Source organism: Promicromonospora sp. Populi, assembly GCF_041081105.1.
Taxonomy (GTDB): Bacteria; Actinomycetota; Actinomycetes; order Actinomycetales; family Cellulomonadaceae; genus Promicromonospora.
Genome location: NZ_CP163528.1, coordinates 1022876 through 1044725 on the forward strand (window position 1 = coordinate 1022876; position 21850 = coordinate 1044725).

The window sequence follows — 21850 nt, forward strand, 5'->3', positions numbered from 1 at the left end:
TAGGACACCGACGACGCGCAGGGCGTCACTCGAACCGCGTGGGGTCGCCCGCGCCCTCGCGGACCACCTGGGGATAGCCGTCCGACCAGTCGACGACGGTGGTCGGCTCCGTCCCGGCGTCCCCGCCGTCGACGACGGCGTCGAGCACGTGGTCGAGCTCCTCCTTGATGGTCCAGCCGTCGGTCATCGGCTCGGCCTGGTCCGGGAGGATCAGCGTGGACGACAGCAGCGGCTCCCCGAGCTCGCGCAGCAGCGCCTGCGCGACTACGGAGTCGGGGATACGCACGCCAACTGTCTTCTTCTTGGGGTGCGCGAGGCGGCGGGGCACCTCGGCGGTAGCCGGGAGGATGAACGTGTACGGCCCCGGCGTGGCGGCCTTGATGGCCCGGAACGCGGAGTTGTCGAGCTTCACGAGCTGTCCGAGCTGGGCGAAGTCCGAGCACACCAGCGTGAAGTGGTGCTTGTCGTCGAGCCGCCGGATGCTGCGGATGCGATCCGCTCCGTCGTGGTACTCGATGCGGCAGCCCAGCGCGTACGAGGAGTCGGTCGGGTAGGCGACCAGGGCGTCGTCGCGCAGCATGGCGACCACCTGCCCGATGGTGCGCGGCTGAGGGTCGACGGGGTGGACGTCGAAGTAGCGGGCCATGGCGCCGAGCCTAGTCGGGCGCCAAGTCGGGCGCTGGCCGGGCGGTTGGCTCAGCCCAGGGCGCGCAGCAGCTCCTCCGCACTGGCATTCCCACCAGAGCAGACCACGCCGATGCGGCGGCCGGCGAACCGCTCGGGGTCGGCCAGGACCGCGGCAAGCGCCGCGGCGCCCGCCCCCTCCGCCACCGTGCGGGCGCCGGTGAGGTAGAGGCGCTGGGCGGCGGTGATCTGGTCGTCGGTGACCAGGACGAGGTCGGTGAGGTGTGCGCGCATGAGGGCCTGCGTGACCTCGAACCCGCAGCCGACGGCGAGGCCCTCCGCGCGGGTGGTGTTCTGGCGCTGGACGAGGGTGCCGGTGTGCCAGGAGTCGTGCGCGGCGGGTGAGGCCGCGGACTGGACGCCGATCACCTGGGTGCGCGGGGCGACGGCGGCCGCGACGAGGCCGGCTGCTGCGGCGCCGGAGCCGCCTCCGACGGGGACGACTATCGCGTCGAGGGCGGGCGCCTGCTGGAGGAGCTCGAGGTAGAGGGTGCCGACGCCGGCGATGATGTCGGGCTCGTTCGCGGCGCCGACGAGCCGGGCGCCGGACGCTTCGGCGAGCGCGGTGGCCTGCTCGCGGGCGTCGTCGAACGTGGCACCGTGCAGCAGGACGTCGGCGCCCTGGTCGAGCACGGCGCGGAGCTTGACGGGGTTGGGGTCGTCGGGCATGACGATGGTGCACGCGGTGCCGGTCAGGCGGGCGGCGTAGGCGACGCCCTGTGCGTGGTTGCCCGTCGAGTAGGCGATGACGCCGCGGGCGCGTTCGGCGTCGGACATCGAGAGCAAGAGGTTGCACGCGCCGCGGGCCTTGAAGGCGCCGGTGCGCTGGAGGTTCTCGTGCTTGACGACGATGCGGGCGTCAGTGGCGCGGTCGAGCTCGGGATACTCGCCGACCGGTGTGCGGACCACCATGCCGTCGAGGCGCGACTGCGCGGCGAGAACGTCTGCGACGGTCGGGAACACGAGCGGGAGCGCAGTCGGGAGCAGGGCCAGCGTCATGAACCCAGCGTGACTCCCCCATGACCCATAGGTCCAATACCTGTTACTTGGACTTTCGATCGATAATGCCTATGTTTCTGCGTTAACCTGGAGACATGACCGCAGAGCTCGATCTCACCCGGCTGCGTGTGCTCGCGGCGGTGGCCCGTACGGGCTCCGTCACGGCCGCGGCAAAGGAGCTGCACTACGCGCAGCCGTCGGTGAGCCACCACCTGTCCCGCCTCGAAGCTGACGCGGGGATCCCCCTGCTCCAGCGGCACGGGCGCGGCGTCCGCCTCACCGAGGCCGGCCGCCTGCTCGCCAACCGGGCCGAGGAGATCCTCGGCCGCGTCGAGGGCGCACGCCGCGAGCTCGACGCGCTCGCCGGCCTCCGTGCCGGCCGGGCCCGCCTCGCCGCGTTCCCCTCCGCGCTGGCCACCCTCGTGCCCACCGCCGTGGCCCGGCTCGTGCAGGAGCACCCCGGCCTGTCCGTCGGACTGGTCGAGCAGGAGCCGCCGGACGCCGTCGCCGCGCTGCAGTCGGGCGCCGTCGACGTCGCGCTGGTGTTCGAGCACACCGACGTGCGCCACGCCCGCTCGATGGAGGACCTGTCGCGCTTCGAGTCGACGACGATCCTCGACGACCCGGTCAACCTGGTGACCGCGGCCGACCTGGACGCGGCTCCCGTACCCGGGTTCGTCCCCGACCTGAAGCTGCTCGACGACGCGGAGTGGATCGCCGGCTGCGAACGGTGCCGCGCCGACCTGGTCGCCCGCTGCGCCGCCGTCGGCTTCGCCCCTCGCATCGCCTTCGAGACCGACGACTACGTGGCAGTGCAGGCCCTGGTCGCCGCGGGCGCCGGGGTGAGCCTCCTGCCCGGGCTAACGCTCCTTGCCCACCGGAATCCTGGGATCGCCACCGCTCCTCTGCCCGGGGCGATCCGCCGGGTCATGGCCCTCACCGTCGGCCCGCCGGCCCCGCCCGCGGAGGCCCTGATTCGGCAGCTCGTCGCGGCAGGCGCTAACGTCCCGGTGTGACCACGGCCACCTGCCCGTCCGGGTCTGACACGACCGGCGGCCCGAGGACAGACGACCTGAGGACGATCACCGCCTGATGCTGCTCCTGACCACGTTCCTCTACTCCGCGGGCGCCGCCGTCGCGGCGTTCATGGCGCTGGAGGCGTACCTGGCGGTGGCCGCCCTGGACGGGACGTACCCGCCCGTGGTCCTGGCCGCGGTGGCGGCCGCCGGGCAGATCACGGGCAAGCTGCTCTGGTACTGGGCCGGCGCCGGGACCACCCGCCTGCCCTGGCTGCGCCGGAAGCTGGAGGCCCCCAAGGTCGCGGCCGCGATGACCCGCTGGCGCGACCGCACCGACGGGCGCCCGGTGTACACCGGCGCGGTGCTGCTCGCCTCCGCGTTCGCCGGGATCCCGCCGTTCATGGTGATGTCCGTGGTCGCGGGGGTGCTGCGCGTGCGGATGTGGCTGTTCCTGAGTACCGGCCTGGTCGGCCGGTTCTTCCGGTTCTGGATCGTGCTCGAGGCCGCCGAGTACGCGTGGTTCCTGCTCTGATTCCTGCTCTGAGCTCTTAGAGGTCGGTCGCGCCGTCCAGAGCCTCGCGCAGCAGGTCCGCGTGCCCCGCGTGCCGGCTGTACTCCTCCACCATGTGCACCAGGATCCAGCGCAGGGTCAGGTTCTTGCCGTGGTGCCCGGTGCGGACGGCGACCTGGTCCAGCGCGGACGCCCGGTCCGGAACGTGCGCGAGGACCCGGTCGAGGATCCGCTCGGAGGCGGCGACGGCGTCGTCGAACCCGGCGGTCAGCTGCTCGGGAGTGTCCTCCAGGGCGCTGTTCCAGTCCCAGTCGCGGTCCGCGGCCCAGTCCACCGTGTCCCATGGCGGGGCGGGCTCGTTGCCGGCGAGCCGCACGTTGAACCAGACGTCCTCGACGTACGCGAGGTGCTTGAGCATCCCGGCCAGGGTCATGGTCGACGGCGGGTGCGGGGTGCGCAGCTGCTCCACCGTCAGGCCGTCGCACTGGCGCCGGATCGTCGCGCGGTAGAAGTCGACAAATCCCCGGAGCGTCGCCACCTCGTCGGCGGCGACGGGCGGCTCGGTCCGGGGAATCTGACTCGTTGCGGAGCTCATGTCGACACCGTACCGATTGCGACAATGTGTTTCCGGGAGGAAAATACTTCGCCTGTCACCCAAGCCGAATCGTTACATGTCCAGTAAGCCTCTTTTGCTAGGAGTGTGAGCATGGCAACATGCGCTAGGTGCACCTGATCCGAGAATTCGCACCTGACGCCTACGAGTTCGCGCTGTCGTCCTGGTCGTGGATAGGGATCGGTGACAAGACCCCGCGCTTCGCCTCCTGCTTCGGCGACATGTTTCTCGAGTCCATCGAAGGCTGGTGGTTCCTCGATACGGTCGAGGGCACGCTGGAGCGTCGCTGGAACACGATCGACACCATGTTCGCGGACCTCGAGGGTGACGAGGGACGCGCGGAGTACCTCCTCGAGGAGACTCTCAACTCCGCATTCGGGCAGGGCCTCAAGCTCGGCGAGGACGAGGTCTTCGCGTTCCTCCCGCCGCCCGCGGTGACCGGAACCATGTCCGTCAGCTCCCTCGCGCCGCTGCGCTTCGCAATCGCCGCCAACCTCGCCGGGCGCATCCACGGCGAGCTGAACGGCGTCCAGCCCGACGCCGGGGCGTCCGCCCTGTTCGCCGCCCAGCAGTTCGCGGCGCAGCAGGCGGCGCAGCAGGCGTCCGCGGAGAAGTACGCGGCCCAGCAGGCTGCCGCGCAGCAACAGGCAGCTCAGCAACAAGCGGCTCAGCAGTTCGCCGCCCAGAACGCGGCCGCGCAGCACCACGCCGCCACACCTGCGTTCGACACCCCGAATCCCCCGGCCGGCCGCTGGGAACCGGCAGTGCAGCAGGTGCACACCGGCGCCTACCCGGTGCACCAGCCCACCCCACCCACCCCAGTGCGCGGGTACGCGGTCCTCCCGACCGCGGCGAGCACGCACCAGGCCGGTGGGTACGACGCTGCCGGGCACGAAGCCGGGTACGAGACGAGTGGCTACGAAACCGGCGGATACGCGACCGGCGGGCACTCGACCGACTACACGGCGGGCGCCGAGCTGGACTACACCGCCGCAGGTGACCAGGGGTACGCCCCCGGCACCCAGACCGCCGCGCCGACCACTTCCGGTTACCTGCCGCAGGCCGGGGACACCGGGTACGACTACCTGGACAACTCGCACACCCTCGACTCGGGCCAGTTCAGCCAGTACATCGCGGACCAGTACAACACCGGCCAGGTCGCAGCCGTCGACTACATCGCGGCCGACTACGGCACACCCGCCCCGGCCCGTCCGGCGCCGCGCCGGGGCGGACACCGCTCCTACGCCTGAGGCCCTGCCTCGCGGGACCCGACCAACACGGCCCGGTCCCGCGAGGCGGTTCTACTCCTCCAGGCCCGCTACCGCGGCCAGAACCAGGATCGACCCGACGATCCCAGCCTGCCCGAGCCGTTCCCCGAGCACGACGGCGGCGGCGACCGCGGCCGTTACGGGTTCCAGCAGCGTCGCGACGACGGCCGCGCCGCTGCGTGTGGTGCGCAGGCCCGCGTAGAACAGCCCGTACGCCAGCGCCATCGTGAAGATCCCGAGGTAGGCGAGCGTGCCGAGCGCCGTCGGGTCGCCGGTGAGGAACGGCCCGCCGCCCGCTAGAGCCAACGGGACGAGGCCGACCGAACCCGCCGTCGTCGCAACAGTCGTGAGCGCAAGCGGGTCCACGGCTCTTGACGCCAGCAGCGTACGGCCCAGCGCCGTCGTGCCCGCGTAGACAACGCCTGAGGCGATGGCCAGCAGCAACCCGAGCATCGGTCGCGTGCCGACGGCGTTCAGCCCCGACGCCGTGCTCACCAGCACGAGACCGGACAGCGCCGCGGTCACGACCAGCGACAGCCGCAGGGTGCCGCGGGGGCGGGCCGTGCGCCGTCGGGCCTGCACAAGGTCCACGACCGCAAGGAGGACCGGCGCCAGCCCCAGGCTGACGACCGTCGCGACGGTGACGCCCGCGGTCGCCACGGACCCGAAGTAGAGCGCCTGGTAGGCGCCCGTCCCCAGCCCGACGACGGCGGTGCGCACCGGATGAGCCCGGACCAGCGCAACGAGCTGCGGGCCCCTACGCAGGACGAGCGAGGCCGCGACCAGCGCGACCGCGGCGATCAGCATGCGATACGCGCTGACCGTCAGGACCGACATCGACGTGTGGTCACGGAGGATTTCGAGGGCAAGGCCGCCGGTGCCCCAGAGGACTCCGGCGAGGCTGATACAGAGCAGCCCGATTCGATTGGAAAACATGTGTGCTCCTGGCCGGTTCCACCAGGTTCCGGCCTGATCCGAGGGACTTGTCGAGGACAGGGAATGTCACGGAGCGCACCTCGACGCCGGCCCACGCGGGCCGGTCGTTGTGCCGCTCCGGTCAGACGACCGGGGGCGGCAGGACGGAGCAGATCGGAGTCACGAACGGGATGTTAGCAGCGGGCGTAGGCGTGCCCGCGCGGAGTCTCGGGCCGGAGCACAGGCAGGGCCGACGTCGGCAGTCTCCTGTGAGGTCGGCAGTTGGCACCGAGGTCGGTCCAGGCCTGAGCCGACCTCGGTGCCAACTGCCGAGTTCGCGGGGCAAACTGCCGACACGACGGGAAGCTGCCGACCTCACGGGAGGGTGGCGGCCTCCCGGCCGAGCTCCGCCACGCGCTGCAGCACGTAGTCGGGCACCGGACCAGGGACGTAGTCCTCGGTCACGGGTGACTGCGCGACGCGGCGGACCGGCACCACTCCCGCCCAGCCGGTGAGCTCCAGGTCGCCCGGCTCGAGCGCGGCGCCGCCCGAGCGCTGCTTCATCGAGGCCTCGGCCAGCGGCAGCGCGATCACGACGGTCGCCGCGAGCTCCTTGCCCGTCGCGGGCCGGAGCGTCGCGGCCCGCCCGGGCATCATGTGGTCCACGATCAGGTCCAGCGCACGACGTCGCTCCTCAGGATCGGTCACCCGGCGCGGACGACCGATCAGCACCGCCGACCGATAGTTCATCGAGTGGTGGAAGCCCGTACGCGCAAGCACCAGGCCGTCCAGCTCCGTGACCGTCACGCAGACATCGCGCTCCATGGCCGGAGCGAGCCATCCCGCGGCGACGGATCCGTGCAGGTACAGCGTGCCCCCGTCGTCCGGCCCGGACTCGTCGACGCCGTATGCCGTGGGCAGCACCACCGGGTGCGCTCCGGCGACCACGCCCAGGTGCGCCACCAGCCCGTCGGCCAGCAGTGCCATGAGCCGACGCCGGTCGTCGACCTGGCGCTTCCGGCCGCGCGTCGGGGTCGTCCGCGAAGTCGGCGAGAGCGGGGTGGTCCGCACGGTGGGCGAGAGCGGGGTCGGCGAGAGCGGCTGCGTCGTCATACCGTTAGCCTGACCGGTAAGTGGCCGATCAACACGGGCCATTTCACGCCATCTTTAACAGGCCACTCCGGGAGGACCTCATGCTCCCCGTCCACCTAGACCGGGCCCGGCCCGAGCCGCTCCCGGCCCAGCTCACCGCCGCTGTCCGCGGGCTCGTGACCGACGGCACCCTCAGCATGGGCGACCGTCTCCCCTCCAGCCGCGCGCTGGCGGCGGACCTCGGGGTGGCGCGCGCCGTCGTCGAGCAGGCGTACGACCAGCTCCTGGCCGAGGCCTGGGTCGAGACCCGGCGCGGGTCGGGCACGTTTGTCGCCTCCGGCGAGACACTCCCCGTGCAGGCCCCGCCGCCCCGGCCCGCGACGCGCGAACCTGAGTATGTCCGGCTCGACGCGGGCACACCCTGGATCGACCCGCGCCACCTCGCGGGCTGGCGGCGCGCCTGGCGCGAGGTGTCCGTCACGCGGCCGCCGCGCGGGTATCCCGACCCGCGCGGGCTCCCTGAGCTGCGCGAGGCCCTCGCCGAACGACTCGCGCGCACCCGCGGCCTGGCCGTCGAGCCCGACGAGATCCTCGTGACGGCGGGCTCCACGGACGGCCTGCGCCAGCTCCTTGGTGTGCTGGGACCTGGGCCCGCCCTCGTCGAGGACCCTGGTTATCGCGCAGCGGTCGAGACCATCCGGGCGGCGGGCCGCGCCGTCGTCGACCATCCGGCACTCACGCCCGTGACGGACCTGGCCGGCTGCGCCGCCGCGTACGTCACGCCCGCCCACCAGCACCCGCTCGGCCGGGTCATGCCCGCCGCGGACCGGCTCGCGCTGCTGGCCGCTGCCCGCGCCGCCGACGCCGTGGTGGTCGAGGACGACTACGACTCCGAGTTCCGCTACGACGTCGCCCCCGTACCCGCCCTCGCGGCGCTTGACCGGTCCCGCGTCGCCTACCTCGGCACCGCCTCGAAATCGGTCAGCCCCAGCCTGCGGCTGGGCTGGCTCGTCGCGCCGGCGGCGCTCCACGAGGGCCTGGTCCGACGCCGCACGATCAACCACGACACCCCGTCGTGGCCCAACCAGCGCGCACTGCTGACCCTGCTCCGTGACGGCTGGGTCGACAAGGTGGTCCGCACCGCCCGGCGCGTCTACGCGGACCGGGCCCCACGCGTCGCCGCCGCGCTGGAGCCGCACGCCGAGCTCGCCGGGCCGCTGGCCGGGATGTACTCGACCTGGCTCACGGACCCGGCAGCGGCCACCGCGGCGCGCGCGGCCGCCCGCGCCGCCGGCTTCGACGTCCGGCTCCTCGCCGAGTACTGCCGCAGCACGAGCCTGACCGGCCTGGTCCTCGGCTTCGGCGGCGTGACCGACGCCGAGCTTGACCAGGCGCTGGCGGCGATCGCCGGCGGTCTCGCCGGGGCGCCAGCGCGGTGAGTGATCTGCGCGCGCAAACCGCGGCAGCAGCGTGCCGGACGGCGAGACCCTTGCCCCGTCGTCCGGCACGTATCTGGGCCGCTGTCCGGCAGCTGTCCGGGCCCGCGGGCACTCAGACCAGCGAGTCCTGCCAGGCCTCGTGCAGCTTGGCGTACCGCCCGTCGCCGGCGATCAGCTCGGCGGGTGTGCCGTCCTCGACGATCCGCCCGCCCTCCATGACGAGCACCCGGTCCGCGATGGCCACCGTGGACAGCCGGTGGGCGATGATGATCGCCGTCCGGTCGGCCAGCAGGGTCTGCAGACCACGCTGCACGAGCCGTTCGCCCGGCATGTCGAGCGAGGACGTCGCCTCGTCGAGCACCAGCACCGCCGGGTCCGCGAGGAACGCCCGCGCGAACGACAGCAGCTGCCGCTGCCCTGCCGACACGCGCCCGCCGCGCTTGTTCACGTCGGTGTCGTAGCCCTCGGGCATGTCGAGCACAAACTCGTGCGCGCCCACCGCGCGGGCGGCCGCCTCGATCTCCGCCTGGGACGCCCCGGGCCGGCCGAGCGCTATGTTCTCGCGCACGGACCCGCTGAACAGGTACGCCTCCTGCGTGACCATCACGACGGCGCGACGCAGGTCGACCGAGGCCAGGTCCCGCACGTCGACGCCGTCCAGGCGCACCGCGCCATTCGTCGTGTCGTAGAACCGGGTCACCAGCTTGGCCACCGTCGACTTCCCGGCCCCGGTCGTGCCCACGACCGCCACGGTCTGGCCCGCGGGGATGGTGAGGTCCAGGTCGGGCAGCACCACCGGTCCGTCGCCGTACTGGAACCGCACGTGGTCCAGGCGCAGCTCGCCCCGGGTCCGGCCGTCGGTCAGCACCAGCGGCGTCGGGTTGGCCGGCTCTGTCACCGTCGGCTCCTCCTCGAGCAGGCCCGACACCTTCTCCAGCGCCGCGGTGGCCGACTGGAACGAGTTGTAGAACATGCCCAGCTGCTGCACCGGCTGGAAGAACCGCTTGCAGTACAGCAGCACCGCCGCCAGCACCCCCACGGCCAGGGACCCGTCGAGCACCCGCCAGCCGCCGACCGCGAGGGCGGCCACGACGGTCATGTTGCCGATCAGGATGAGCCCGGGCTGGAACCGGCCGTTGACGCCGAAGATCAGCAGGTTCGCGTCGCGGTAGTCGTCGCCGAGCTTGCGGTACTCGGCCTCGGTGGTGGGCTCCCGGCGGAATGCCTGCACGGCGCGCATGCCCGTCATGGTCTCGACGAACTTCACGATGAGCCGCGCCGACGCCGTCCGCTGCTCCCGGTAGAACCGCTGCGACATGCGCTGGAACCAGTGGGTGAGCAGCCACGCCGGCACGAACGCCACCGTGAGCACCAGGCCCGACCGCCAGTCCACGAAGAACAGGAAGACGAACGTGAAGAACATCAGCAGGATCGAGGAGACGACGCCGGTCAGACCGCCGTCGAGCAGCTCGCGCAGCGCCTCCAGGTCGGAGGTCTGCCGGGAGATGATCCGGCCCGACGTGTACGACTCGTGGAACTCCAGCGAGAGCCGCTGGGTCTGCCGGAACACCCGGCGGCGCAGGTCGAGCAGCACGGCCTGGGCGATGCGGGCGGCAGCCCGCACGTAGGCCCCCGCCGCGATGCCGCCCAGGACAGCGGCCACGAGGTACCCCGCCCCGACCAGGACCAGCGGCGTGATCGACTCGTCGCGCAGCGCGGGCACTGCCTCGTCGATCGCGATCCCCACCAGCCACGGCCCGGCCACCTGGCCGAGCGTGGAGACGATGACGAGCACGGCGGCCCAGGCCAGCGCACGCTTGTGCGGTCGCACCAGGTCGCCCATCAGGCGCAGGGACCGGCGCCGCACGCTGCGGGACGCCTCCTTGCCGAAGCTCGTCCGGTCGTCCGCGGCCGCATCGGTGGGCCGACGGCGGGCGGCGGGCTGGGGCAGCGTCGGGGCCGTCATGACAGTGCCTCCTGGCTCTCGGTGGTCTGGGTGTCCGAACCCCGCGGGGTGGGATGGTCCGGATCGTGCGCCTCGTAGTCCTCTTCCAGGCTGGAGATGATGTACCGGTAGTGCGGGTCGGTCGCGAGCAGGTCGTGGTGCGTGCCGACGGCGGTGATCTGCCCGCCCTGGAGCACGGCCACCCGGTCGGCCAGCGCTACCGTCGACGGGCGGTGGGCGATGATCAGGCTCGTCGTGGCCACGAGCACGTCCCGCAGGCGGGCCGTCACCGCCTCCTCGGTGGTGACGTCGAGCGCGGAGAGCGGGTCGTCGAGCACGAGCACGCGGGGCCGGGCAGCGATGGCGCGGGCCAGGGCGAGGCGCTGGCGCTGTCCGCCGGACAGCGACATGCCCTCCTCGCCGATGCGGGTGTCGACGCCGTCGGGCAGGTCGGCCACGAAGTGCGCCTGGGCGACCTCCAGGGCCTGGGCCAGGAGCGCCTCGCGCTCGGCCTCGGACAGGGTGTCGGGGACGCCGAGCAGCACGTTGTCCCGCACGGACGCGGAGAACAGCGTCGGGTCCTCGAAGGCGACGGCGACCCGCTCACGCACCTGGGCGCGGGTCATGTCCCGCACGTCGACGCCGTCCACCTCGACCGTGCCCGCCGTGACGTCGAAGAGCCGGGGCGCGAGCATCGCAAGGGTCGACTTGCCGGAGCCCGTCAGGCCGACCAGGGCGGTGGTGGTGCCGGGTGGCAGCTCCAGGTCGACCCGGTCGAGCACGGGGCGCGCGCCGTCGTCGTACCGGAAGGTGACGTCACGGAAGGCGACGTGGCCGCCGGAGGTACCCGAAGCACTGGGGGCACCGGAAGTGACCGCCGGGTCCGTCAGCGGGTTCACGGTGTCCATGACCTCGAAGAACCGGTCGACGGCGGTACGTGCGTTGAGCGTCATCGACAGCGTCATGCCGAGGTCCACCGTGGGGCCGTTGATGACGGCTGTAGTGGCGAAGAACGCGACCAGCGCGCCGATCGTCATGTCGCCGGACGCGACCAGGTAGGCACCCACCACCAGCGCAACGGCCTGCGTGACCTCGGGGATGACCCGCAGGGCGGTGGTCAGCCCGGCGTCGGTGGTGGCCTTGCGGATCTCGGTCTCGCGCAGCTCCGCTGCCTGGTCGGTGAACTGGTCGAGCGCGTCCGGGCCGCGGCCGAAGGCCTTCAGCACGCGGATGCCGTGCACCGACTCCTCGACGGTGGTGGCGAGGTCGCCCGACTGGTCCTGCGAAAGCCGCGAGATCTTCCGGTACTTGCGCGAGAACCGGAACGCCAGGACCGTCACCGGGATCGCCCCGCACAGGAAGATGATGCCGAGCCAGCCGCCCAGCACCACGAGCAGGCCGACGCCGACGACGATGGTCACAAAGCTGACGATGAGCTGGATGACCCCGAAGACGAGCCAGCGACGCAGCAGGCCGAGGTCGCCCATGATGCGGCTCAGCAGCTGGCCCCCCGGCCACCGGTCGTGGAACGAGATCGGCAGGTTCTGCAGGTGCGTGAAGAGCGCCATGCGCATCGTCGACTCGACGCGGGTGCCCGGGAACATCACGAGGGTGCGGCGTAGCAGGATCAAACCGGCCTCCCCCGCACCGAGCACCGCGACCAGGACAACCGACCAGATCAGGCCGGTGAGGTCGTGCTCACGCACGCCGGTGGTGAGCGGGCCGTCAGTGACCCACTGCAGGACGCGTGGGATGGCCAGCGCCATGAGGCTGGCGCCGAGCGAGGCGGCCAGGCCGCCGATCAGACGCGGCATGGCGGTACGGACGTAGGGATGGAGGCGACGGATCGAGGCGAAGGTGCTGCGCTCGGACGATGGATCGGATCGTTTCGAACTGTCGGCTGTTTGAGGCATCACACCCAGTATCGCGCGCGGCGCAAGTTGTTAGTTTGGGTAAGCACCTTCTTCTTTCAGTGACCTGCACCACACGCTCAGCGCACCCGCACCGACAGGCAGGTCACGCAGCCCTCGAGCTTCTCGAACTCGCTCACGGGTGTGGTCAGCACTGTCAGGCCGCGGCCGCGGAGCAGCTCGGCGGTGCCGGGCGCGGCGTCGGACAGCAGCACTGTGGTCTCGTCCAGCACGACGACGGCGGTGCCCTCCGCCTCCGGGACCGGCAGGAACGCGTCGAAGACGCCCGCGTCGTCCACGGTGGGTTCGTAGCCGATAATCGTGCCGTCGGGCAGCGCGGTCACTGCCGACTTCAGGTGCAACGCCCTGGTCACGGGCACCTCCACGACCCGCCACCCGCGCGGTTCGAGCAGCGCCCGGAGCTGGGCCGCGCCGTCGGCGTCGGTGCGCGTCGTGCGCCCGACGTACACGGTGCGGCCTACCTTGAGGATGTCGCCGCCCTCGAGCGTGCCGGGCGGGGCGATCTCGGCGATCTCGTGCACGGCGGCCTCCGCCGCCGGCCGCATCGACTCCACCTCACCCCGCCGGGACAGCGCGCCCGGCCGGGTCAGGACGGCGAGGTCGTCGAAGATCACCACCGAGTCCTCGACGAACACCCCGTCCGGGTGCGCCTCGGCGGCCGGCACCTCGCGCACGTCCCAGCCGCGACCGCGGAAGACGTCCACGTACTGTCGCCACTGCCGGGCCGCCAGGTCGGCGTCGACCGGCACGCGCTCGAGGTGGGTCAGCTCGCCGTCCGCCAGGTGAGTCGACGGCGGACGGACGAGCAGGATGCCACGGGCCGGGCCAGGGTTCGGGGAGCTCGATTCCATGACGCGACGCTAGCGGACCGCCACCTCCGCGAACGCCTCCTCGCGCGTCAGGTAGGCCATCCGCGCCTCCTTGGGCCCCTGGGGCGACTCGAACGAGACCAGCTCGCCGGCCGTGAAACCCATGACGGCCATGCGGCGCAGCGCCCTCGCATTGTGCGCGTCGGGCTCGCCCACCAGGCGCTGGGTGCCGGGCCCCGCGAAGAGGAACTCGCGCATGGCCGGCCGGAGCACGGCCCACGGGTCCAGCGGCGCGCCGTGCCGCGCCGTCGGCCCGCGACCCCCGAGGAAGAAGTGCATGCCCAGGTCGCCGGGGCGCACGTCGTAGGCGCTGCCGATCGGGTCGTGCTCCGGGTGGTAGGCCTGCACCAGGACGACGGGGTCGCCGTCCCACCGGACGAGGTACGCGTGGTGGGTCTCCAGGGAGTCCACGAACGCGTAGGTGTCGCGCACCTCTTCGCGGGTTTGCTCGCCCATCCCCCAGAACAGGGCGTGGGGCTGGATGAACCAGCCGTGCAGCAGGTCGGCGTCGGCCTCCGGGTCCACCACGTGCACGGTGACTACGCCGTCCGCGCCGAAGCTGCCCCGCCACACCTCCTCGCCGGGGCTCCCGTTCAGCAGCCGGAGCGTCGTGTCGACCGGCCGCAGCCGGTCCCAGTCGGTGACGACGCGGGTGGTGCGGGCGTCCGCCCAGGTGGCGTGCTGGTCGTCGAAGTGCAGGTGGCCCGGCCGGCCGGAGGAGCCGAAGGGCACGCCCCACCGGCTATTCGCGCGGTCGTCCAGGTCCCAGACGTACCGCGCGACCGACCCGCGGTAGGCCGTCGGCGCCACCCCGGGTGATCCGCCGGTGCAGCGCACGGTCTCGTTGTTGCCCGAGACCGGGGCGGGAGCTACGTCGGGCAGGCGGCCCGCCGCACTCAGCGAGTCCGGGACCGGACGCAGCGGGGCCGGGACATGCAGGTCCCCCCAGGTCGGTTCGTCCTGCCCGACGGCGGCGGCCGCCACCTCAGCCACCACTTCGGCCAGCGCCGCGCGGGCCTCGGCCGCGGCGTCGATGCGGGTGGGCTGCCCGTCCGGTCCCTCGACGACGAGCCAGTCCGCCGCGAGGATCCGCCCGAGGCCTGCGCCGACCGAGGTCGGGACGTCGAAGACGCCGTCGAACACGGAGGCGTTGGCCCCTGTGGCCTGGCCGTGCGGCGCGTACAGGCCCGCGAACACGGGGTGGTTCGCGATCCGGCGGGTCAGCGCGTCGCGCCACCGCATGTACAGGGCGGCGTCCGTCGAGCCCGCCTCCACGTGCGCGCCGTCGGCGACCCAGGCGCGCAGGCGCGCGGCGGCGCCGGACGGGGCGGCGTCCGGGTAGGCCTCGGGGTGGGCGTCAAGGTGGGTGTCAAGGTGGGCGACGAGATCGGCCGCGCCCAGGTCGCGGGTGTCGCCGTGGATGCGGGCCTGGGTCTCGGGAGACTCCGGTTCGGTCGCCGCGGCGAGGAGCTGCCGGATCCGCTCGGCGCGGTACGGCGCGTACGACCAGCCGAGGTCGTGCGCCTCGCGACCGGGGCGGACGTCACGCGGGCCGAGGCCCGGCCGGCCGTCCAGCCCGGCGGGCTGCTGCGTCGTCGGCCGCTCGTTCGCGTCGACCGCCACCTGGGTCACGGGGATGGGCGCCGGGAGGTCGGCGTAACCGTCGGCGGGCTTCAGGACCGGAAGCGCACGGTCCGGGAGCCCACGGCCGGGCAGGCCGGAGACGTCGGCGGGTACCTTGCCCGCAGTCATGCTCAGCACGTCGCCCGTGCTGTCCGCGGCGAGCACCCGGTTAACCGGGTCGACCCACCCGGCGAATGCGTCGGCGACGTCGCGGGCGGTGCGGACGTGCAGCAGCGCGCGCCAGGACGCGACGCCGACGTCGGACAGCTCCCGCGCCGGCCAGTTCAGGCGCCAGCCCTCGGGTCCGGCGGCGTCGGCGCCGTCGGACACTACCTCGACGTGGTGGGCCGCGGCGTTGGTGATGCCCCAGGCGACCGACGACCCGGCCTGTGCCGAGCCCGTCGAGACCGCACCCGGCGACACCGCACCCGGCGAGACCGCGTGCCCGAAGTGCGGGATGCCCGGCACCCCCGGGAAGGCGAAGCCAAGCACGTCGTAAGGGTCGGCCGGGTCCGTGCACGCCAGCCGGATCTGCTGGTACGGACCGGGCAGCTCCAGCGTGCGGTGCGGGTCCCCCGCCACCAGCGGGCTGCCCGACTCGGTGTACGACCCGTGCACCGCCCAGGCGTTCGAGCCGGAGCTCGCCCCGGCGTCGGCCGAGAACAGGCCGAGCACCCGCTCCAGCACCCCGGGGACCCGCAGGTGCCGGGCGACGTGCGCACGCACAAGGATGCTGGGGAACCCGTTGAACAGCACGTGGGCCGTGAGGAACACACCGATCGGCGTCCAGGGCAACCACGGGCGGTACGGCACGCCGGCCAGCTCGGACACGTCCCGGCCGCCGGCCAGCAGGCCGGCGCTGACACCGTCGGCGTAGGCCGTGAGCCAGGCGCGCTCCGGCTCCGCGAGGGCGTCGTAGATGCGCTGGGCCGTGAGCGCCAGCCGCTCCCGGGCGGCGAACCGGTCCCAGGCCGCGCCATCAGCACCGGCGATCTCGGCGAACCGCTCCTCGGCCCGCATCCGGTCGGCCTCGATCTGCAGGCCCCGGTCCTGGGCGGTCACCCAGCCCTGCCCGTAGGCCAGGGCGGTCTCGGTGGCCGCCCGCACGTGCGGGATGCCGAGGGCGTCACGAAACAGGTCGAAGCTCTCGGAATGGGCGGTCACGTCCCCCATCATCGGACTGTCTGTCACGTTGAGGGTCATGCCGGTCTTCTCCGTGCCGGGTTGGCGAGGGTGCCGGCGTAGATCAGCGACTCCGACTGGTTGGCCAGGTCCACCATCTGCAGGGTGTTGCGCAGCTGCAGGCGGTTGAGGCACGAGTGCGCGAAGCGCTCGGTCCGCAGGTCGATCCCGGTCCTGAGGTCCGGGTGCTCGGTGGCGTGCCGGTCGATCGTCTCGGCGACCAGCGCCCAGAACCGGTCCTCGCCCAGCACGCCGTCCTCGGCGAGGATGCCGGACAGGTGCCGCAGCACGCCGTCGAACACGTCGGTGAAGATCGCGAGCGCCTTCTCATCGTCGCTGACCACTGAGCGGATGCGGGCGATGCCGTCGGGCAGGGGGTGGTTCCCCAGCACGGCGACCTCTTCGCCGACGTCCTTCATGATGGCGCGGCGCACCACGCCGTCGCGCAGGACGAGGATGAGGTTCTCGCCGTGCGGCATGAACGCGAGCTCGTAGCTGAGCAGGGTGTGCACCAGCGGGTAGAGATAGGCGTCGAGGTAGGCGCGCAGCCACTGCTCGGCCGGGATGCCGGACTGCCGGATCAGGCCGGTCGCGAACGAGGCTCCGCTCGCGTCGCGGTGCAGCAGGCTCGCCATGGTCACGAGCCGCTCGCCGGTGTCGAGCCGGGGCAGGGGCGACTCGCGCCAGAGGGCGGCGAGCATCTTGCGGTGCGGGTTGGACTGCGCCTTGTTCAGCGGCGCGCGGTGGTAGATGTCGCCCGTGTAGCCGGCGGCGGCCACCTCGCGGAGCATGCTGAACCCGGCTCCCTGCAGGGTCTGGTCGTTCGCGACCAGGTTCGCCACCCAGTCGTTGATCTGCGGGGTCGAGCGCATGTAGGCCGGGGAGAGGCCGCGCAGGAATCCCATGTTCTGGATCGCGAGCGCCACCTTGACGTAGTGCCGTTCGGGGCGGGTGCGGTTGAACATGGTGCGGATGGACTGCTGCGGCTGGTACTCGTCCGATCCGGGTCCGAGCGGCACGAGGTCGCCGCGGGCGACGTCGGCGGCGAACGTGATGGCTACGCGGTGCTCCCACTGCCAGGGGTGCACAGGCAGGTAGAGGTAGTCGGCGCTGTCGAGGCCGCGGGCGGCGAGGCGGTCGGCGAAGGCGGCCCGTTCGGCCGCGGAGAGCTCGGCGCCGTAGTGGCCGGCTTCGGTCTGGTCGGCGGCGAGCGAGAGGTGGGTGTGCTCGCGGCGGGCGGCGAGCCACAGCATGCGCATGCGTGCGCCGCGTTCGGGGGCGTAGGCGCGGTAGTCGCTCAGGGAGAAGCCGATGCGGCCGTTGTTCGCGACGAAGCCGGGGTGTCCCTCGGACATGGCGGCCTCGGTCTGCTGGAAGGCTTCCGCCACGGTGTGCGTGTCGGACGCGGCCTGCGCGCTCGCGAGCAGCCCGGCGACCGAGGGGGTGCTCCCGTCGAGCTCGCGCTCGCGCTTGGCGGCTGCGCTGGCCAGGGTGGAGGAGAGCTCTTCGAGGTAGGTCGCCAGCATGTCGTCCGGGACCTGCAGCAGCGGCTGCAGCTCGGTGATCAGCTCCAGCGCGTCCACGGGCAGGGCGACGTCGCCGCCTACCCCGGTGTCGGCCGTGCGGCGGATGGACGCCGGGTCGATGACCCAGTGCTCCAGGGTGTACCGGCGGGCGGTGAACCGGTAGCTGACGGCGTCGAGGGTGAGGCGGTAGGTGCCGGGCGCCTCGCCCGGGGCCTCTCCTGGCAGGGTGGCGTCGAGCTCCGGCTGGAACAGCCGCTCGTGGGCGAGCTCGGCGAGCACCTTGGCGGCGAGGTGCCGGTGCGCGTGCTGCATGTGCTCCGGGGTCAGGTGCCCGGCAGTCAGGTGTTCAGTGGTCAGGCGTTCGGCGAGGTGCGCGCCGTCGCCGAGGGCGGACGTCACGAAGTCGGCGCGGGTGGCGACGCTCAGGGCGGCGCGCTTCGCGTGCGCGCCGTGGCCGAGGTCTACCTCGCGCAGCACGCGGAACCCGGCTGCGGCGTTCTTCGCGGCGATCTTCCGGTTGCGGACGTCGGGCTCGACGACGACCCGGGCGGCGCCGGCCTCGGTGAAGCAGAACCGCATGACTGCGGTCATGACGGCGTCCGTGAGGCCGTGCCGCGGGGTCGCGGGCGGGGCGACGAGCAGGTGCATGCCGACGTCGCCGGGTTGTGCGTCGTGGACGCCGTCGAGCACGACGTGCGCCGGGTCGTAGGTCTCGGTCAGGAACACCGGCTCGCCGTCGAGGCGGCCCAGCCAGGCGGCCTCGTGCGGCCGGGACTGGATGCCGACCAGGTACTCGCGCACCTCGTCGACCCGGAGGTCGGCCATCTGCCAGTAGGAGGCCGAGGGGTGCGCGAGCCATTCCTGGACCAGGTCGGCGTCGCGTGCCGGGACAACGGGCTCCAGCGTGATCTCGCCGAGCCGGGTGGTGGTGCTGTACAGGTGCACGGTGGTCGGGGCGCTCATCGGGCTGCCTCCATCTTGTTGTCGCTCGTGTTGTCGCTGCGGATCTCGTCGAGCCCGGCGTCCGGCAGGCCGAACTGCTGGAAGGCAGTCCGGCGTTCGATCGGGTACGGCTCCCGGCCCGTGATGCCGGCGAGGATCACGGAGTTGCGCCAGGCCCCGAAGCCGAGGTCGGGCGCGGTCACGCCGTGGGTGTGCTCCTCGCCGTTGACCACGTGGATGCGCCGGTCGTCGTCGACCGTGTAGTTGCGGGTGACGTCGTACCGGCCGCGCGCGTCGAGGTTGACCAGGCCGGGCGCGAGGAAGCCGGGCACCGAGGCGGCATAGCCCGTGGCGGCCACCACCGCGCGGGTGCGGTGCTCCGCCGTCGTGCCGAGCTGGGCGTGGCGGAGCGTGAGGACGTACTCGCCGGCCCCGCCCGCGCCGTCGGCGTCGAACCGGGACGCGACCACCTCGGTGTCGCTGAGCAGCGTGGTCGGCACCTGCGCGCCCAGGGCGGACTTGCGGTAGAGGGTGTCGTAGATGTCGTCGATGAGGTCGCCGCTGATGCCCTTGTAGAGGTTGCGCTGCTCGCGCCCCAGGACGTCGCGCTGCTCGATCGGCAGGGACACGTAGTGGTCGGTGTACTCGGGCGACGTCATCTCCAGCGTCAGCTTTGTGTACTCCATCGGGAAGAACCGCGGCGAGCGGGTCACCCAGTCCACCCGGTGCTCCCCCGGCCCGGTGCCGCAGCCCTCCAGCAGGTCGCGGTAGACCTCGGCCGCGGACTGCCCGCTGCCGACCACCGTCACCGACCCGCTCGCGGCGAGCTCCGCCCGGCGCGACAGGTAGTCGCTGGTGTGCACCACCGGGCCCGCGCCGTCGAGCCCGCTCAGGGCTTCCGGCAGCCGCGGCTGGGTCCCGGTGCCCAGCACAAGGTGCTTGGCACAGTATTTCTCGACGCCGTAGGCGGTCTGGGCAGTCACCTCGAACAGGTAGCTGCCGTCGAGCGCGCCGTCGTCGGGCCCGATGCCGTCGGGCCCGATGCCGTCGGCCGTCGCGGCCGGGTCCGGCACGCGCACGACGCTGATCACCCGCCGCCCCCAGCGCAGGCTCGGCAGCTGCTCGGCCACCCAGCGGCAGTACTGGTCGTACTCGGCGCGCAGCGGGTAGAACGACTCGCGGACGTAGAACGGGTACAGCCGCCCGGTCGCCTTGAGCCAGGCCAGGAAGGAGTACGACGACGTCGGGTCGGCCATCGTCACCAGGTCGGCCAGGAACGGGACCTGGAGGGTGGTGCCCTCGATCAGCATCCCCGGGTGCCAGGAGAAGGCCTCGCGCTGGTCGAGGAACACCGCGTCGACGTCGGCCAGGGGCTCCGCGAGCGCCGCGAGGCCCAGGTCGAACGGGCCGATCCCGATGCCGAGCAGGTCGTAGGTCGTGGTCGGGGCGGTCATCTGGTCTCTCCGTCGGTATCCGGGTCAGCGTCTAGCTCGGTGGTCAAGTCTGTGCGGTGCAGGTCGGCGTGGTCCAGGTCCGTGTGGTCCAGATTCGCGTGGTCCAGATTCGCGTGGTCCAGGCCTGCGCCGTCCAGATCAGCGCGCGCGAGCCGCGGGTGCACGTCGCGGCAGGGTGGCTCCTCGGTGCCGGCGAGCGCCTCCCCCGCGAGCAGGCCGTGCGCGGCGGAGCGGACGAGCTCCAGCACGCCCCGGATGTCGGCGAGCGTGGCGTCGGGGTTCAGCAGGGTGAGCTTGAGGCAGGGGCGGCCGTCGATGACGGTCTTGGCCACCAGTGCGCGGCCCGAGTCGAACAGCACGCGCCGCACCTGCGGCACGAGGGCGTCCGCGCGTGCGGCGTCGAGCCCCTCGGGCTGGTAGCGGAACAGGACGGTGGACAGGTCGGTGGTGCCCACGAGCCGGAAGTCGTTGTCGTGCGCGAGGTCCTGGTGCACGGCGGCGGCCAGGTCGCAGACGGCGTCCACCATGGCGCCGACGCCATCGGGCCCGAGCGCGCGGAGCGTGACCCACAGCTTGAGCGCGTCGAAGCGGCGTGTGGTCTGCAGGGACTTGTCGACCTGGTTGGGTTCGGCGTTCTCGGGCGGGTTGAGGTAGTCGGCGTGCCAGGCCACGGGCGCGAGGTCCGTACGCTCCCGGACGATCAGCGCGCTGGAGGACACGGGCTGGAAGAACGACTTGTGGAAGTCGACGGTGACGCTGCGGGCGCGGTCGATGCCGGCGAGCAGGTGGCGGCGCGTGGTGCTCACCAGCAGCCCGCAGCCGTAGGCGGCGTCGACGTGCAGCCAGGTGCCGACGGCGTCGCACAGGTCGGCGATCGCGCCGAGCGGGTCGATGCAGCCGCGGTCGGTGGTGCCGGCGGTCGCGACGACGGCGATCACGGTGTCGCCGGTGCGCTCGATGTCGACGAGGGTCTCCGCCAGGGCGTCCGGGCTCATCCTGCCGTCGGCGTCGGTGCTGACGGCGACCACTGCGTCGTCGGGCAGGCCGAGCAGCAGCGCGGACTTGGCGACGCTGAAGTGGCTCACGGCCGTCGCGAGGATGCGCATGGACTCCAGGCGGGTACCGGTGCGGCGCGCCTTCTCGCGGGCCAGGAACAGGGCCTGGAAGTTGGACTGGGTGCCACCAGAGGTGAAGATGCCGTCGGCGCCATCGGCTCTCCCGGTGACCGGGAACCCGATGCGGCCCGCCGTCCAGTCCACGAGGCGACGCTCCATCAGGGTCGCGATCGTGGACTGGTCGTAGGTGTCGACCGAGGTGTTGATCGCGGCCAGCATCGCCTCGGCGCCCACCGCAGGCAGTGCGACCGGGCAGTTCAGGTGTGCCGCGTAGGTGGGTTCGTGGAACCAGATCGTGTGCTTCGCATACAGGTCCGCTGCCTCGCGCAGCGCCTCCTGCGTGCCCGACGGCGGGCCGTCGAGGTCCACCGCGTCCACCAGCCCTTGCAGCTCTGAGCGGCTCGCCCCGGAGAACGGCTGTGTCACGGCCCTCAGCCGGGCCGCGACGTCGTCGACGACGTCGCGGACTGTCTCCGTATAGGCACTCGCGGTGGCCCCGCGCAGCAGCGCGGTCGTGTCGTGGCGCGCACCCGGGGCGGGTGCGCTGGTCACTGGCTGCGTCACTGCGGGCAGGCGTGAGGGCATGCGGAAGGCTCCTCGTGGAGGGATGATAGGAACGCCGTCCGGACCGGACGGCGGAGCGAACACTTAGGTTTGCCTGACCTAACTTAATCGCTCGGAGACCCTCGTCAAGACGTGGGTGAAACAAGGTACGTGGCGCCC

16 protein-coding genes are annotated in these 21850 nt (G+C 72.5%); 4 read left to right on the forward strand and 12 right to left on the reverse strand.

Annotated features, from left to right (window positions below; genetic code table 11):
- Positions 1-25: 25 nt before the first annotated feature.
- Together AB1046_RS04630 and AB1046_RS04635 are read right to left on the reverse strand one after the other, a co-directional pair.
- A complete protein-coding gene (locus tag AB1046_RS04630) occupies positions 26-646 on the reverse strand; it encodes an L-threonylcarbamoyladenylate synthase (RefSeq protein ID WP_369372806.1) in 621 nt (206 codons plus the stop codon).
- 50 nt (positions 647-696) lie between these two features.
- On the reverse strand, positions 697-1683 hold the full coding sequence (locus AB1046_RS04635; RefSeq protein ID WP_369372808.1) for a threonine/serine dehydratase: 987 nt from the start codon (positions 1681-1683) through the stop codon (positions 697-699).
- A 95-nt stretch (positions 1684-1778) separates the two neighbouring features.
- Between AB1046_RS04635 and AB1046_RS04640 the strand changes: the two genes are divergently transcribed.
- Together AB1046_RS04640 and AB1046_RS04645 are read left to right on the forward strand one after the other, a co-directional pair.
- On the forward strand, positions 1779-2699 hold the full coding sequence (locus tag AB1046_RS04640; protein ID WP_369372810.1) for a LysR family transcriptional regulator: 921 nt from the start codon (positions 1779-1781) through the stop codon (positions 2697-2699).
- A 76-nt stretch (positions 2700-2775) separates the two neighbouring features.
- Positions 2776-3234: a hypothetical protein gene (locus tag AB1046_RS04645; protein ID WP_369372812.1), complete on the forward strand. Its 459-nt coding sequence runs from the start codon at positions 2776-2778 to the stop codon at positions 3232-3234.
- Between the two features lie 16 nt (positions 3235-3250).
- Here AB1046_RS04645 and AB1046_RS04650 read toward each other — a convergent pair whose 3' ends face one another.
- Complete coding sequence (locus tag AB1046_RS04650) at positions 3251-3808, reverse strand: DinB family protein (protein ID WP_369372814.1); 558 nt, start codon at positions 3806-3808, stop codon at positions 3251-3253.
- Positions 3809-3936: 128 nt separating this feature from the next.
- On the opposite strand from AB1046_RS04650, the gene AB1046_RS04655 reads away from it, so the two are divergent.
- The gene (locus AB1046_RS04655; RefSeq protein WP_369372816.1) at positions 3937-5076 is read left to right on the forward strand and encodes a hypothetical protein; all 1140 of its coding nucleotides are present in this window, start codon (positions 3937-3939) and stop codon (positions 5074-5076) included.
- Positions 5077-5127: 51 nt separating this feature from the next.
- Here AB1046_RS04655 and AB1046_RS04660 read toward each other — a convergent pair whose 3' ends face one another.
- Entirely contained in the window at positions 5128-6030 is a 903-nt protein-coding gene (locus tag AB1046_RS04660) for a DMT family transporter (protein ID WP_369372818.1), read from the reverse strand.
- A gap of 354 nt (positions 6031-6384) precedes the next feature.
- On the reverse strand, positions 6385-7122 hold the full coding sequence (locus AB1046_RS04665) for a pyridoxamine 5'-phosphate oxidase family protein (RefSeq protein WP_369372820.1): 738 nt from the start codon (positions 7120-7122) through the stop codon (positions 6385-6387).
- 80 nt (positions 7123-7202) lie between these two features.
- Between AB1046_RS04665 and AB1046_RS04670 the strand changes: the two genes are divergently transcribed.
- Positions 7203-8540 (forward strand): PLP-dependent aminotransferase family protein, encoded by a 1338-nt coding sequence (locus AB1046_RS04670; RefSeq protein WP_369372821.1) that lies wholly within the window; start codon positions 7203-7205, stop codon positions 8538-8540.
- Between the two features lie 112 nt (positions 8541-8652).
- Here AB1046_RS04670 and AB1046_RS04675 read toward each other — a convergent pair whose 3' ends face one another.
- From AB1046_RS04675 to AB1046_RS04705, 7 genes are all read right to left on the reverse strand, one after another.
- On the reverse strand, positions 8653-10506 hold the full coding sequence (locus tag AB1046_RS04675) for an ABC transporter ATP-binding protein (protein ID WP_369372823.1): 1854 nt from the start codon (positions 10504-10506) through the stop codon (positions 8653-8655).
- Positions 10503-12299, reverse strand: coding sequence for an ABC transporter ATP-binding protein (locus AB1046_RS04680; RefSeq protein ID WP_369372825.1), 1797 nt, complete (start codon positions 12297-12299; stop codon positions 10503-10505). The genes AB1046_RS04675 and AB1046_RS04680 overlap by 4 nt, the downstream gene beginning before the upstream one ends.
- A 176-nt stretch (positions 12300-12475) precedes the next feature.
- Positions 12476-13267, reverse strand: coding sequence for a dimethylargininase (gene ddaH / locus AB1046_RS04685; RefSeq protein ID WP_369372827.1), 792 nt, complete (start codon positions 13265-13267; stop codon positions 12476-12478).
- Positions 13268-13276: 9 nt separating this feature from the next.
- Positions 13277-16072: a GNAT family N-acetyltransferase gene (locus AB1046_RS04690; RefSeq protein ID WP_369372829.1), complete on the reverse strand. Its 2796-nt coding sequence runs from the start codon at positions 16070-16072 to the stop codon at positions 13277-13279.
- Positions 16073-16107: 35 nt separating this feature from the next.
- Positions 16108-18579 (reverse strand): GNAT family N-acetyltransferase, encoded by a 2472-nt coding sequence (locus AB1046_RS04695; protein WP_369372831.1) that lies wholly within the window; start codon positions 18577-18579, stop codon positions 16108-16110.
- On the reverse strand, positions 18576-20012 hold the full coding sequence (locus tag AB1046_RS04700) for a lysine N(6)-hydroxylase/L-ornithine N(5)-oxygenase family protein (protein ID WP_369372833.1): 1437 nt from the start codon (positions 20010-20012) through the stop codon (positions 18576-18578). The genes AB1046_RS04695 and AB1046_RS04700 overlap by 4 nt, the downstream gene beginning before the upstream one ends.
- A complete protein-coding gene (locus AB1046_RS04705; protein ID WP_369372835.1) occupies positions 20009-21712 on the reverse strand; it encodes a pyridoxal-dependent decarboxylase in 1704 nt (567 codons plus the stop codon). The genes AB1046_RS04700 and AB1046_RS04705 overlap by 4 nt, the downstream gene beginning before the upstream one ends.
- Positions 21713-21850: the final 138 nt, after the last annotated feature.

Excerpts from the sequence above, each read along its gene's own strand:
- ddaH (WP_369372827.1), bottom strand. The coding sequence starts at position 13,267 with ATGGAATCGAGCTCCCCGAACCCTGGCCCGGCCCGTGGCATCCTGCTC.
- AB1046_RS04640 (WP_369372810.1), top strand. The coding sequence starts at position 1,779 with ATGACCGCAGAGCTCGATCTCACCCGGCTGCGTGTGCTCGCGGCGGTG.
- AB1046_RS04660 (WP_369372818.1), bottom strand. The coding sequence starts at position 6,030 with ATGTTTTCCAATCGAATCGGGCTGCTCTGTATCAGCCTCGCCGGAGTC.
- AB1046_RS04665 (WP_369372820.1), bottom strand. The coding sequence starts at position 7,122 with ATGACGACGCAGCCGCTCTCGCCGACCCCGCTCTCGCCCACCGTGCGG.
- AB1046_RS04670 (WP_369372821.1), top strand. The coding sequence starts at position 7,203 with ATGCTCCCCGTCCACCTAGACCGGGCCCGGCCCGAGCCGCTCCCGGCC.
- AB1046_RS04705 (WP_369372835.1), bottom strand. The coding sequence starts at position 21,712 with ATGCCCTCACGCCTGCCCGCAGTGACGCAGCCAGTGACCAGCGCACCC.
- AB1046_RS04675 (WP_369372823.1), bottom strand. The coding sequence starts at position 10,506 with ATGACGGCCCCGACGCTGCCCCAGCCCGCCGCCCGCCGTCGGCCCACC.
- AB1046_RS04645 (WP_369372812.1), top strand. The coding sequence starts at position 2,776 with ATGCTGCTCCTGACCACGTTCCTCTACTCCGCGGGCGCCGCCGTCGCG.
- AB1046_RS04635 (WP_369372808.1), bottom strand. The coding sequence starts at position 1,683 with ATGACGCTGGCCCTGCTCCCGACTGCGCTCCCGCTCGTGTTCCCGACC.
- AB1046_RS04650 (WP_369372814.1), bottom strand. The coding sequence starts at position 3,808 with ATGAGCTCCGCAACGAGTCAGATTCCCCGGACCGAGCCGCCCGTCGCC.
- AB1046_RS04700 (WP_369372833.1), bottom strand. The coding sequence starts at position 20,012 with ATGACCGCCCCGACCACGACCTACGACCTGCTCGGCATCGGGATCGGC.
- AB1046_RS04630 (WP_369372806.1), bottom strand. The coding sequence starts at position 646 with ATGGCCCGCTACTTCGACGTCCACCCCGTCGACCCTCAGCCGCGCACC.
- AB1046_RS04695 (WP_369372831.1), bottom strand. The coding sequence starts at position 18,579 with ATGAGCGCCCCGACCACCGTGCACCTGTACAGCACCACCACCCGGCTC.
- AB1046_RS04680 (WP_369372825.1), bottom strand. The coding sequence starts at position 12,299 with ATGCCGCGTCTGATCGGCGGCCTGGCCGCCTCGCTCGGCGCCAGCCTC.